Source organism: Noviherbaspirillum sp. (assembly GCF_036563305.1).
Classification (GTDB): Bacteria; Pseudomonadota; Gammaproteobacteria; order Burkholderiales; family Burkholderiaceae_D; genus Noviherbaspirillum.
This window is the reverse complement of sequence record NZ_DATCMQ010000012.1, coordinates 33,922-45,928: the sequence shown is the minus strand read 5'-3', so window position 1 is coordinate 45,928 and position 12,007 is coordinate 33,922. Positions and strand designations below refer to the sequence as shown.

12 protein-coding genes are annotated in these 12,007 nt (G+C 65.6%); 3 read left to right on the top strand and 9 right to left on the bottom strand.

All coding sequences use genetic code 11. From position 1 onward, the window contains the following. Positions 1-31: 31 nt before the first annotated feature. Both VIM12_RS09645 and VIM12_RS09640 read left to right on the top strand, forming a co-directional pair. On the top strand, positions 32-487 hold the full coding sequence (locus VIM12_RS09645) for a response regulator (RefSeq protein ID WP_331941408.1): 456 nt from the start codon (positions 32-34) through the stop codon (positions 485-487). An 82-nt stretch (positions 488-569) separates the two neighbouring features. Beyond that, on the top strand, positions 570-1,118 hold the full coding sequence (locus VIM12_RS09640) for a thermonuclease family protein (protein WP_331941407.1): 549 nt from the start codon (positions 570-572) through the stop codon (positions 1,116-1,118). 6 nt (positions 1,119-1,124) lie between these two features. Here the strand turns inward: VIM12_RS09640 and VIM12_RS09635 are convergent, their stop codons facing one another. From VIM12_RS09635 to trxA, 9 genes are all read right to left on the bottom strand, one after another. Next, positions 1,125-1,589, bottom strand: coding sequence for a hypothetical protein (locus VIM12_RS09635; RefSeq protein WP_331941406.1), 465 nt, complete (start codon positions 1,587-1,589; stop codon positions 1,125-1,127). A 64-nt stretch (positions 1,590-1,653) separates the two neighbouring features. Next, the gene (locus VIM12_RS09630; protein ID WP_331941405.1) at positions 1,654-2,286 is read right to left on the bottom strand and encodes a hypothetical protein; all 633 of its coding nucleotides are present in this window, start codon (positions 2,284-2,286) and stop codon (positions 1,654-1,656) included. A 140-nt stretch (positions 2,287-2,426) separates the two neighbouring features. Then, positions 2,427-2,594 (bottom strand): hypothetical protein, encoded by a 168-nt coding sequence (locus VIM12_RS09625; protein ID WP_331941404.1) that lies wholly within the window; start codon positions 2,592-2,594, stop codon positions 2,427-2,429. Positions 2,595-2,714: 120 nt separating this feature from the next. After that, on the bottom strand, positions 2,715-3,653 hold the full coding sequence (locus VIM12_RS09620) for a PfkB family carbohydrate kinase (protein ID WP_331941403.1): 939 nt from the start codon (positions 3,651-3,653) through the stop codon (positions 2,715-2,717). 11 nt (positions 3,654-3,664) lie between these two features. After that, positions 3,665-5,041 carry an MATE family efflux transporter gene (locus tag VIM12_RS09615; RefSeq protein ID WP_331941402.1) on the bottom strand — a complete coding sequence of 459 codons (1,377 nt, stop codon included), beginning with the start codon at positions 5,039-5,041 and terminating at the stop codon, positions 3,665-3,667. Further along, positions 5,038-6,753, bottom strand: coding sequence for a glycosyltransferase (locus VIM12_RS09610; RefSeq protein WP_331941401.1), 1,716 nt, complete (start codon positions 6,751-6,753; stop codon positions 5,038-5,040). Before VIM12_RS09610 ends, VIM12_RS09615 begins: the two co-directional genes overlap by 4 nt. Positions 6,754-6,907: 154 nt before the next feature. Next, complete coding sequence (locus tag VIM12_RS09605; RefSeq protein ID WP_331941400.1) at positions 6,908-7,174, bottom strand: type B 50S ribosomal protein L31; 267 nt, start codon at positions 7,172-7,174, stop codon at positions 6,908-6,910. A 189-nt stretch (positions 7,175-7,363) separates the two neighbouring features. Continuing rightward, positions 7,364-8,629, bottom strand: a complete 1,266-nt coding sequence (rho, locus tag VIM12_RS09600; RefSeq protein ID WP_331941399.1) for a transcription termination factor Rho — start codon at positions 8,627-8,629, stop codon at positions 7,364-7,366. Positions 8,630-8,736: 107 nt separating this feature from the next. Beyond that, positions 8,737-9,063, bottom strand: coding sequence for a thioredoxin TrxA (trxA, locus tag VIM12_RS09595; protein WP_331941398.1), 327 nt, complete (start codon positions 9,061-9,063; stop codon positions 8,737-8,739). A gap of 254 nt (positions 9,064-9,317) precedes the next feature. On the opposite strand from trxA, the gene VIM12_RS09590 reads away from it, so the two are divergent. Then, the gene (locus VIM12_RS09590; protein WP_331941397.1) at positions 9,318-12,005 is read left to right on the top strand and encodes a PD-(D/E)XK nuclease family protein; all 2,688 of its coding nucleotides are present in this window, start codon (positions 9,318-9,320) and stop codon (positions 12,003-12,005) included. Positions 12,006-12,007 lie beyond the last annotated feature (2 nt).

The window sequence follows — 12,007 nt, the reverse complement described above, 5'->3', positions numbered from 1 at the left end:
TGCTTGCTTCCCTAAAGTAACGACTTTTGCCATGGCAAAACCGCTCCTGCTGGTCGAGGATAATCCGCACGACCTCGAACTGACCCTGCATGCATTGACCAAGCACCGCCTCGGCAACGAGGTCGTTGTCGCCCGCGACGGCGAAGCCGCACTCGATTTCCTGTTCGCCCGGGGCTCGTTCGCGGACCGCGCGCCGGGCAATCCCTCTCTCATCATGCTCGACCTGAAGCTGCCGAAAATCGACGGCATCGAAGTCCTCAAGGTGATCCGCGGGACGCCCGAACTCGCGCAGATCCCGGTCGTGATGTTTACCGCGTCCCGCATGGAAGCCGACGTTGCTTCCGCCTATGCCGGCGGCGTCAATTCCTATGTGGTGAAGCCGCTCGATTTCCAGGAACTCATCCGTGTGGTTGCCGACCTCGGCTGCTACTGGACCGTGCATAACGAGCCGCCGCAGGGATCCGCACGGGTGCCGCAATTGAAGTAGGTTTCCCACGTACTGTCATTCTTACGTTGCTATTGCGCAACTTGTCATGCCGCGGTCGCCGCCGATCCGTACAATTGGCTTCATGAAACTGCTTATTCCGCTGCTTGGACTGACGCTGCTTGCCCCTGCATGGGCGCACAAGGTTGTTGGTGTCACCGATGGCGACACCTTGACGCTGCTGGTCGACAATGCGCCGGTCATCGTACGCCTGGCCAACATTGACGCGCCGGAAAAGACACAGGCATTTTCCGAACAGGCAAAACAGTCGCTGGCCGCGATGTGCATGGGCAAGGACGCGCAGTTCAAGAAGCAGGATGTGGATGTGTACGGCAGGGTGGTGGCGAGCGTCAGCTGCGACGGCGTAGACACCGGCCGTATCCAGGTCGAGCGCGGACTCGCCTGGGTCTACACGCGTTACAACAAGGACCTCTCCCTGCCGGGCCTCGAGGCGATTGCGAAGCGCGACCGCCGCGGGCTCTGGTCCCATGCGAATGCCGTGCCGCCGTGGGAGCACCGCAAGCCGCGCATCAAGAAAGCGGTGGCATCGAAACAATCCGTGGAAGGAATCTGCTTCGTCGGGCGCCACGGCGAGTACCGTATCGTCGAAGGGGTGAAACGGTACGGCTGCTAGCCGGTTTCAGGCATTCTCGACGGATGCGACCGGCTTCGCCTGCGGCGCGGATGTGCTCCCCTTGGCGTCCATCGCAGACGCAAGATCCTGCGGCAGCATCAGGACGGAATCATCCTCGAAGTCACCCTGGACCACTGCTGCCATCTCTTCTCTCGCAAGCCCGGTTCGCCTGCGCTTCGCCGCGCGCATCACGACACCGAAAAGGATCACGGCACACATTGCCAGCACCGCCAGCAAGCAGTGGATGAAGAGCGACACTGTTTCGAGATCGTCGGCCGAAGCTCCCACCTCTTCCCCCTGTTTGTATCTTGTTGTAACAAATGTAGAGGACGAGGGGCTGTGAATCTTGATGTTACGCAATCGAAGAGGCCCACGGAAACAGTTCCATGCGGTCATTTGTGTAACACCAATCTTCCGGCGCACGCCTAAAGTTGACGCCGGCAAGGCCGATAAAGACAGGGAAGCATCCAAAGGTTGTCCTGGCCCTCGCGGCGACGCGAGGGCTTTTTCTTTTCCGTTGCCGGACGCGGCGCCGCTACTGCGTCTGCGTCTGAGGCTGCGGGGGCTGGGCCTGGGGTTGCTGCGGTTGTGCAGGCTGGCCCGCCGGCTGGGACGCTTGCGATCCCTGAGCAGGCTGGGCAGGGGCAGCGCCGCTCTGTTGTTGTCCTGCAGGCGTTGAGCCGGCGCCCGAGGAAGCGCTGCCGCTGCTGCCGCTGCCGCTGCTGCCGCTGCCACCGCTGCTGCTTGCGCCTGCCTGCGACTCCTTCTTGGCCTGTGCCAGTGCGAGGTCCTGTGATGCCTTCGCTTCCTTTTCACAGGTCTTCTTTGCGTCGCCGACCTGGTCGCCGCAACGGGCCTTCGCCACCTCATACTGTGCCTTGGCCTTGGTCTCCGCCAGTTCCAGCCGGTTCTTCGGGGTGTCGCGCCCGGTGACTTTCTGCTGTGCTTCGGCGACCTTCTTCTGACCATCGGCCTCGGCCTTGCAGATTTTCTGCGCGTTGTCCTGCATGCCGTCGCATTTCTCCATCGCAGCCTTGTGCTGTTCTTCGATCTGCTGCTTCTGGGATTGCTGGCCGGACGAGCCGCTGCTGCCGCCGGACTGTGCATGCGCGCCCGCGGAGAAAGACAGGGTGACCGCTGCAGCGATCGCGGTAAACGTTGCGTTCATCGTCGTGCTCCTTTCAGTGATTGGAGCCCGGGCCGGCTGCAAGCACCATGCCATGCCTTCCCATTCTGGCGGATCGGCGCAGTCGAGCGGGTCCGCCGTGGTCAGGGCAAGGTAGAAACTACATACTGTGTAGCGGTCCGTCAGCGCACCGTGCCCCCTGGACTGGCGGCCGGCGTCGTGCCGGACGGGTTGCCGGAGCCCACCCCCATGCCGCTCCCCGGCACGGACAGCGGCGATCCCTGCACATCGTTGGAGCCCTGCACCGAGGGCGGCGGCGCGCTCACCTGCACGCCTTCGCGTGAGATCATGCATCCGCTCAACAGCAAGGCCGCCATCCATGTCATGCCGAATCGCATACCGGTCTCCCGTAGTGTGTTGCATGTTGGACGCGCAACGGCTGAACGGGTTCTCGGCTGGCGCCGGGCACGTCAGCGCGGCATGTGCAGGTTGCCCTGGCGGGCGAGAAAGGCTGCAACCTCGTCGCGCGCGGGGATGCCGGCGCGTCCGCCGCGTCGGGTGCATTTCAGCGCCGCCACTGCGCTGGCGAAGCGGATGGCGTCGGGAATGCGCTGGCCTTCGCCAAGCGCGAGTGCGTAGGCGCCATGGAAGACATCGCCCGCGCCGGTGGTGTCGACCACGTCTACCGTGAATGCCATCTGGAAGTGGATACCGGTCTCGTCCAGCCAGATCGTGCCGTCGCCGCCCCTCGTGACGGCCGCCATCCGGCAGCCGGCGAGGCGCACCTTGCGCAATGCCGCAATGCGGTCGGCATCGGTGGCGACCGGCTGGTCCACGAAGGAACGCAGGCCGGCTTCCGAGAAAATCGCGTGGTCGACCAGCGGCAGGACGGCGGTCCATGCCGAAGCCGTGGCGATCTCGCCGTCGAGGACGGTGGGCAGGCCCGCTGCGCGCGCGGCTCCCAGCACCTTCACGTCACCCTCGATCCAGCGGATGTCGGCCAGCACCGCGTGGGCGCTGCGAATCGTATCGAGCGGCAGCCAGCCGGCTTCGTCCGGAATGCCGGTCCCGCGGAAATTGACGATGGTCCTTTCGCCGTCGCCGCTGACGAGGATTGCGGACGTCGAGGAGCGGGCGCCGGCAAACAGCCTGAACTGGGTGACGTCCACGCCGTAGTCCGCCATTTCCTGCCGCATCGTCCGGCCGGCGCTGTCCTCGCCTGCGCGTCCCCAGTACGCGGCGTCGCCGCCGAGCCGCGCAACCGCCACGGCCGCATTGGCCGCCATGCCTCCGCCCACTTCGAGGTAGTCGCTTGCCCGGTACTTGCCGGCGGCGGCCGGCAGTTGCGCCAGCGGCCAGACGCGGTCGAGCGTCGTGTTGCCGATGCAAATAACCCGCGTCGTCGTCATGTCGTGCTCCGTCATCCAGCCACCGGACGACCGCCCGCCGCATGCCGTTGCACCACGTGCAGGTACCAGAGCAGGCCGGCGGCAACCAGCGCAAGGCTGGCACTGTTGCCCATCCAGAAACCAGCGGCGCCGCGCAGTGCCGCGGGGGCGATGCCAAACGGGTCGAGGCCGAGCAGATAGCCGCCGCCGAGGCCGATCCCCCAGAGCGCGATCGCGTACATCACGGTTGGGATCACCGCCACCTTGTAGGCGCGCAGCACGAAGGCCGCCGTCACCTGCACCGAGTCGAACAACTGGTAGAACGCGATGAACGCAAACAGCGGCAGCGCCGCCGCAATGATCACCGGGTCCGGCGTGTAGGCCCGGACGATCAGGTCACGGGCGAGCCAGACCAGGCAGCCGATGCTGACTGACAGCACCGCCGCGAGCCGGATGCCGGAGTGGCCGATGCGGCGCGCGTCGGCATGGCTGCCGGCGCCGATCGCCTGCGCCACCAGGGCCCCGGTTGCACTGGCGACGGAGAGCGGCAGCATGTAGAGCACCGTGGCGAAGTTGGCGATGACCTGGTGCCCCGCCACGGCATTGGCGCCGAGGCGGGTGATGAACAGGGCCATGAAGGTGAAGGCGGTGACCTCGATCAGATAGCTGAGTCCCATCGGGATCCCCAGGCGCAGCAGTTCGCGTTGTGCCGGCCAGCGCGGGCGGCCGATGCCGCTGCCGAAGATGCGGAAGGGAGCGTAGGTCGTGTCGTTGCGCAGGACCGCAAGCGCCGCCAGGAAGCACAGCCAGGTGACAAGCGCGGTCGCGGCAGCGCAACCCGGACCGCCCATCGCCGGTATTCCCAGGCCGCCAAAGATGAAGAGCGCGTTGAGGGGTATTTTCAGCACCAGGCCCGCCACCTGCAGCGCCATGACCATCTTCGGCCGTGCGATCGCGGTATTGAGGCTGGCATAGATGCGGAAACCGAGCGTCGCAGGCAGGGCCAGCACCAGCACCCGCAGGTAGAGGACCGCCTTCTCGGCAAGCTCGGGCGGCGCATGTGCCAGCGCCAGCAGCGGCTGCGGAAACAGCAGCAGCAGGCTGCCGGCAACGGTCAGGAACAGCGCCAGCCAGGTGGCCTGGTGCACTTCGGCGCCCACTTCCGCATGGCGGCGGGCGCCGAACAGCTGCCCGAGGACGGGGGAGAGCGCCGACAGCACGCCGTTGAGGCCGACGAAGATGCTGACATAGATCGATGCCCCGAGCGCCAGGGCGGCGAGATCGGTGGCAGAGAACCGGGAGGTCATCGCGGTATCGATCACGCCGTTGGCGATCACCGCCAGCTGGCCGATCAGGATCGGCCAGGCCAGCGCGACGATGCGCCGGGTATCTTGTCTGGTGTCTTTCAATCTATGCGCTTGTACAGGCGAAATCGTTCATGACGGTCCGAAGGACGGCGTCCTTCCCACAGCAGCTGCCATTTCTCCTTGCTGCGCCGCAGGACCATCACGTCGTCACGTCCGCGGCGGTTGTCCTGCAGCAGCAGGTAGCCGCAGCCGGTGTCGGTGAAGCCGGCAAACGGCACGCCGCCGAAATAGGCGAAGGAGGCGCGCTGCGCCGAGCCGACATTGGTGTCGACGCAGTAGTCGCCCGACGGCAGTTTCCCGGCCAGCTGCCTCGCCACGCCCGCATAGCTTTTGCCGTAGTTAATCCATGGCATCCACAGCGTCGTGATCAGCAGCCAGCACAAAATGACGCCGCCGGAGGACAGCACCACCGCGCGCCAGAGCACCTTGGGCCGGCGCGAGACCCGCCATTGCACCAGCGCGAACCAGCCGACGGTGGCCAACAGCGCAGCCAGGAAGGCCACCGGCCCGAACTCCGGCTTGAAGCCGGGCGCCAGCTTGAAGGCATTGCGCGCGAGCCATGCCGGCCATCCGGTCTGCTTGGCGATCCAGCCGAGCCAGATGAAAGCCGCGCAGGTCGTCAGCGTCATCACCGAGAACCAGTCGACCGCATTGATCGCGCCGCGTTTCATCGTCGGCAGACCGAAGGCGGCCAGGATCGCCAGCGGCGGCAGCATCGGCAGCAGGACCCCTTCGTCCGGATGCGTGGCGAACAGGGAGAGCAGCACCGTTGCAGCGAAGAATGTGAGCGGCAGGGTGATGTGCGGTGCCTGGTACTGGCGCCGCCAGGCATAGATGGCCCAGAATGCAAATGGCCAGGCCGGCCAGGCCGCCCAGATGCCGTTCTTTACCAGGAAGCGTAGCGCGGTGAGCGACGGCAGTCCGACCTGGCTGTAGTTCCATGCCATCCAGGCATCGAACGGTGAACTGGTGAACGGGCGAACGATGCGACTTGCCAGGTACCAGCTGCCGGCGACCGCGACCGCGACCGGCAGGGTGACCAGGACCAGGCGCCAGATCAGGCTCCGTTCGCGGATCGAGACTAGGGTCAGCATCCCGGTCCAGATGGCCAGCGGCAGCACCCATCCGCGGGTGAGCGCCAACAGGCCGAGGGCCAGGCCAAACAGCGCGGCGGCGGCCATGCTGCGGATTTCGAACAGGCGGGCCGCCCCGTACAGGGAGAGTGCCACCATGGACACCTGCAGCGCCTCGCTGCTGGTGCTGTGGCTGTGCAGCAGCAGGCCCAGGCAGCCGAGGTAAATCAGCAGGGCGCCGTCGGCCAGCGTGCGGCCATAGTCGCTCGGCGAGGGCTGCCCGCCGAATGCCAGCCGCTGCGGCTGTGCCTCGGGTTTGCGGCCCAGCAGGTAGGTGGTGTACCAGACCGCCGAGGAACCGAGCAGAAAGAAGATGATCGTGGCGATCCTGGCGGCCATGGGGTCGCCGAGCAGCCAGCCGAACAGCTTGATGCAAAGGGCGCCCGCCCAGGCGGCGAGCGGCCCCTTCTCCGCCATCGGCTGGCCGACGAGGTGAGGCCACAGCCAGTCTTCCAGGCCGCCGCTCGCCATCGTCCACATGATGCCGAAGGTCGCCGCATCGTCGGTCTTCCATGGGTCGCGGCCGAACAGGCCGGGCAGGATGTACAGCAGGCACAACGCGAACAGGATCCGGCGGGGGAGCGCGTTGGTGGCGGCAGCGGGAAGGCGGACTGGCTTCATGGAGGAGGATGTTGGTCTTGTTCTTGCGACGGTCGCTGCGCCGGCGGCAACCAGGGTCGCCAGGCTGGGCGATATTGTGCCGGAAAAGCGATGGACAGGCAGGAAACAAAAAAGGCAGCCGGGGCTGCCTTTTTTGGTGCGCTGCAGGCTGTGATCAGCCGGCTGCCTGGGTGCGGGAACCGCGGTTGCCGAACTTCTGGCGGAATTTCTCGACGCGGCCGGCGGTATCCACGATCTTGTGCTGGCCGGTGTAGAACGGGTGCGACACGGCGGTGACTTCCAGCTTGACCAGCGGATATTCCTTGCCGTCGATCGTGATCTTTTCCTTGGTCTGGACGGTCGAACGGATGATGAATTTCTCATCGTTGGACATGTCCTGGAACACGACTTCGCGGTAATCGGGGTGAGCGCCTTCTTTCATGTTTTCCTCTTGTATAGGTCGGTAGCCAATCGGCACTTCGTCGGTCTCTGCTGCTTCTTGACCCGATTGCCGGTCACTTGCCGGGGGTGAAAACCGGCGATTATACAATCGAATCAGGCATTTGCAAAAGCAAAGCCCAAGAAAAAGGCGCATCCGAAGATGCGCCTTTTGCCATCAGGCGGGTCGGCCTCAGCTGCCGCCGCGGCGCATCATCTCGAAGAATTCGGCGTTGTTCTTGGTCGCCTTCATCTTGTCGAGGATGAATTCCATCGCCTCGATCTCGTCCATGCCGTACAGCAGCTTGCGCAGGATCCAGATCTTCTGGAGCTGGTCCGGCTTGATCAGCAGCTCTTCCCGGCGGGTGCCCGACTTGTTCAGGTTGATCGACGGGTAGACCCGCTTCTCGGCAAGACGCCGCTCGAGGTGCACTTCCATGTTGCCGGTGCCCTTGAATTCTTCATAGATCACGTCATCCATCCGGCTGCCGGTCTCGATCAGCGCGGTCGCGATGATGGTCAGGGAGCCGCCTTCCTCGACGTTGCGGGCGGCGCCGAAGAAACGCTTCGGGCGCTGCAGCGCATTGGCGTCCACACCGCCGGTCAGGACCTTGCCGGAGGCCGGAATCACGGTATTGTAGGCGCGCGCGAGACGGGTGATCGAATCGAGCAGGATCACGACGTCGCGTTTCATCTCGACCAGGCGCTTGGCTTTCTCGAGCACCATTTCCGCGACCTGCACGTGACGGGTGGCCGGTTCGTCGAAGGTCGATGCCACCACCTCGCCGCGCACCGAGCGCTGCATCTCGGTCACTTCCTCGGGACGCTCGTCGATCAGGAGCACGATCAGCGCCGTGTCCGGATGGTTGGTCGTGATCGAATGCGCAATGTGCTGCAGCATGACGGTCTTGCCGGACTTCGGCGACGCCACGAGCAGGCCGCGCTGTCCGCGGCCGATAGGCGCGATCATGTCGATGATGCGACCGGTGATGTTTTCCTCGCCACGCATCTCGCGCTCGAGGTGCAGCGGCTTGTTCGGATGCAGCGGCGTCAGGTTCTCGAACAGGATGCGGTGCTTCGATGCCTCCGGCGGTTCGCCGTTGACCTTGTCCACCTTCACCAATGCAAAGTAGCGCTCGCCGTCCTTCGGGGTGCGGACCTCGCCTTCGATCGAGTCACCGGTGTGCAGGTTGAAACGCCGGATCTGCGAGGGCGAGATATAGATGTCGTCGGTCGACGCCATGTAGCTCGCATCGGGCGAGCGCAGGAAGCCGAAGCCGTCGGGCAGCACCTCGAGGGCGCCGTCGCCGAAGATCTGTTCGCCGCCCTTGGCGCGCTTTTTCAGGATGGCGAACATCAGCTCCTGCTTGCGCAGGCGGGCCGCGTTCTCGATTTCAAGGCCGATCGCCATGTCCAGCAGGGCCGAGACGTGGAGCTGCTTGAGTTCAGATAAATGCATAGTGAAAGTCCCGGGATGGGATGAATAAAGGTGGGGGAGGGAACTGCGAGGAAAGAGTCAGTCAGGAAAACAAAAGCGGCGGTACGGGAGTACCGCCGCGCCAATCATCAGATGTTGCTGTCGATGAACGAGGTCAGCTGGCCCTTGGCCATTGCGCCGACTTTCTGCGCTGCGGGCACGCCGTTCTTGAAAAGGATCAGGGTCGGGATGCCGCGGATGCCGAATTTTGCAGGCACCTGCTGGTTGGCGTCAACATCCATCTTGGCGATTTGCAGCTTGCCGTCGTATTCCTTTGCCACTTCTTCAAGAATCGGCGCAATCATCTTGCAAGGACCACACCATTCGGCCCAGAAGTCGACCAGGACAGGCTTGTCGGATTTCAGCACGTCCGTATCGAACGATGCATCGGTGATGTATTTAATGTTGTCGCTCATGGTTTCCCCGGAAGAGGTTCAAAGGTGTAAACAGGCGCCTGCTGGCACTTGCGCAATCCTCGCGATTGTGTCCGGGATTGCAACAGGCAAGTGGAGACGTCGTGCGTGAATTCAAGGCGGACGGTGCCCGCAAGACGTGGTGCGGCGGGAAGTTGGTAAATCATAACCCATTTTCATGAAAAGTGTGGTTTGCCCCGCAATTTCGGGCCTTGCTCACATAAAATGAGCGCCTGCCCGGATCACCTGCCCTCCACATGCTGAACAACCCGCTCCTGATCCCTCCCGGCCCCGGCTTCTGGCCCCAGGTGGCGCGCATCCTGCTCGGATCGCATCACCTCGCCGCCGCACGCCGCGGGAGCGACCTGTCGGAGATCCGGGTCCTTGTCCCGGGGTTCGCCCACGCCCAGGCGCTGAAGGCGGCACTCGGCGCGGAGGCGCGGCAGCCGCTGATCCCGCCGCGCATCACGACCTTGCCGGCCTGGCTGTCGCTGTTGCCGCCGCAGGAAGGAGAGTCGGCCTCGGCGACGCGGGGCGAGCGCATGATGTCGCTCTATGCCGAGCTGCGCCAGCATGCCTGGCTGAAGAAGCTGTTCACCGCGCGCCGCAATACCGACCTCCTGCCGCTGGCGCAGACGCTGCTGACCCTGTTCGATGAACTGAGCGCCGCGATGCTGCCCGCCATGCGGCTGGAGAGCGCCGCGGCGGACGAGCGCTGGGAGTCGGCGCTGGAACAGTTGCCGCCGCCCGTGCGCGAGCTGCTGTCGGACGAGGCGCAGCTCGTGTGGACGCTGTGGAAGACCCAGCTCGATCGCCATGACCCGCTGGCGGCGTCCTTCGAACAAATGCTGCGCCTGGCCGAGAACGCCGACGCTCCCCTCGTATGGATTCACCCGGCGCGGCCGGAGCCGCTGCAGGAAGCCTTCCTGCAGGCGTACGCCCAGCGCCGTCCGGTCCTGCCGGTCACGCTCGACTGGCATGCGGACGCAGTCGCCCCCGCCTTCGCGCTGGGCTGGGAGGAGATGCTCGACCCTGACCCGGCGCGCCCGCCCGCCGGCGACGTCACGCTGATTCCGGGCCTTTCCCTGCATGCCGCCGGGGGCCTCGAGGCGGAGGCGCAGCATGCGGCGCAGACCGTGGTCGACTGGCTGGCCGCCGGCAAGGGCTGTGTTGCGGTGATCGCGCAGGACCGGGTCGTCGCGCGCCGCGTGCGGGCATTGCTGGAGCGGGCGGAGGTCTTCGTGGCCGACGAGACCGGCTGGAAGCTCTCGACCACCCGCAGCGCCGCCGGCCTGGCGGCCCTGCTGGACGTGGTGACCACCCACGCCGAGACCGCCGCGCTGCTCGACCTGCTGAAGGCGCCGTGCCTGCTGGCGCAGCGCACGGACAAGGCCGACCGGGTGATGGAGATCGAACGGGCACTGTTGCGGCGGAACGTGACGGGCGGATGGGATGCCGCGCTGGCGGCGCTGGACACGCTGCCGGAAGCCCGCGCGCTGCTTGCCCTGGTGGCCGAGCAGGCGCGCAGCCTGGCTGGACGCAGGACGCTCGGGCAGTGGGGGCTGGCCACCGGAAAGGTGCTGGAGGCGCTCGGCATGCGGCAGGCGATGGAAACCGACGCGGCGGGTGCCCAGGTCATCGCCTTGCTCGACATGCTGCTGCAGGACTGCGCCGAGATGGACCATCCGTTCTCGTTTGCGGAATGGCGCGCCTTCCTCAGCCTGCAGCTGGAGTCGACGCCGTTCGTGCCCGAGCATGTCGACCGCCGCGTGGTGATGCTGCAGCTGAACGGCGCGCAGCTGCGCAGCTTCGACGCGGTGCTGATGGTGGGGGCCGACGCCGCGCACCTGCCGTCGCAGCTGAATGAAACCCTGTTCTTTGCCAATGGCGTGCGACGCGAGCTGGGCCTCGCCACGCGCGAGCAGATGCAGCGCATGCAGCTGCGCGACTTTGCCGAACTGCTGACGTCCAGTCCCGAGGTCGTGCTGTCATGGCAGGCGCAGCGCGACGGCGAGCCCAACGCGGTGAGCAACTGGATCGAGCGTCTGCAGCTGGTGCTGGCGCGGGCGGCGGCGGGACGCATACCGCCGCATGTCGCTCCGCTCGCCGAGACGAGGCTGCAGCATGCAGCGCCGCAGCCACCGGCCCCGTGCGCGCCGCAACTGCTGCCGCGCAAGCTGTCGGCGAGCGGCTACAACAGCCTCGTTGCCTGTCCCTACCAGTTCTTTGCCAGCCGCATGCTGAAGCTGGACGTGCTGGAGGAGCTGTCGGACATGCCGGAAAAGCGCGACTACGGCGAATGGCTGCATGCCATCCTGCGCCGCTATCACGAACGCCTGCGTGAACAGCCAACTCCTCCCGAAGCCCGGCCGCCGCTGCTGCAGGCAATCACCGAGGAGGTGTTCGCAGAAGCGTTGTCGCAGGGCGGGGCGGCGCTCGGCTACTACACGCGCTGGCAGAAGGCGATGCCGGCCTACCTGGAGTGGGCCAATGCGCGTGAAGCGCAGGGCTGGCGCTTCCTGATCGGCGAACAGCATTTCGAGAAGATCCTGCTTTGGGACGGCGGCCAGATCACGCTGCATGGCTATGTCGACCGGATCGACGAGAACGCGGAGGGTGAACGCGCGGTGCTCGACTACAAGACGCGCAACGTGCAGTCCCTGCGCGAAAAGCTGAAGGAGGCGGAGGATCACCAGCTCGCGTTCTACGGCCTGCTGTCCGACCTGCCCGTGCACGCGGGGACTTATGTCGCGCTTGAACTGACGCGCGACAAGACCGGTGACGCCGAGGCGAAACAGTTCAGGCAGTGGCAGGCGCTGCTGGAGGAACGCATTGTCGCCACGCTGCGCGACATCGGCGCGGGCGCGCCGCTGCCGGCCAGCGGCATCGAGCGGGTCTGCGCCTATTGCGAGATGCGCGGCCTGTGCCGCAAGGGGGCATGGTGAGC

Bases quoted from the DNA above. Each gene is read 5' to 3' on its own strand.
- VIM12_RS09645 (WP_331941408.1), top strand. From the start codon at position 32: ATGGCAAAACCGCTCCTGCTGGTCGAGGATAATCCGCACGACCTCGAA.
- VIM12_RS09640 (WP_331941407.1), top strand. From the start codon at position 570: ATGAAACTGCTTATTCCGCTGCTTGGACTGACGCTGCTTGCCCCTGCA.
- VIM12_RS09630 (WP_331941405.1), bottom strand. From the start codon at position 2,286: ATGAACGCAACGTTTACCGCGATCGCTGCAGCGGTCACCCTGTCTTTC.
- VIM12_RS09625 (WP_331941404.1), bottom strand. From the start codon at position 2,594: ATGATCTCACGCGAAGGCGTGCAGGTGAGCGCGCCGCCGCCCTCGGTG.
- VIM12_RS09620 (WP_331941403.1), bottom strand. From the start codon at position 3,653: ATGACGACGACGCGGGTTATTTGCATCGGCAACACGACGCTCGACCGC.
- VIM12_RS09610 (WP_331941401.1), bottom strand. From the start codon at position 6,753: ATGAAGCCAGTCCGCCTTCCCGCTGCCGCCACCAACGCGCTCCCCCGC.
- VIM12_RS09605 (WP_331941400.1), bottom strand. From the start codon at position 7,174: ATGAAAGAAGGCGCTCACCCCGATTACCGCGAAGTCGTGTTCCAGGAC.
- rho (WP_331941399.1), bottom strand. From the start codon at position 8,629: ATGCATTTATCTGAACTCAAGCAGCTCCACGTCTCGGCCCTGCTGGAC.
- trxA (WP_331941398.1), bottom strand. From the start codon at position 9,063: ATGAGCGACAACATTAAATACATCACCGATGCATCGTTCGATACGGAC.
- VIM12_RS09590 (WP_331941397.1), top strand. From the start codon at position 9,318: ATGCTGAACAACCCGCTCCTGATCCCTCCCGGCCCCGGCTTCTGGCCC.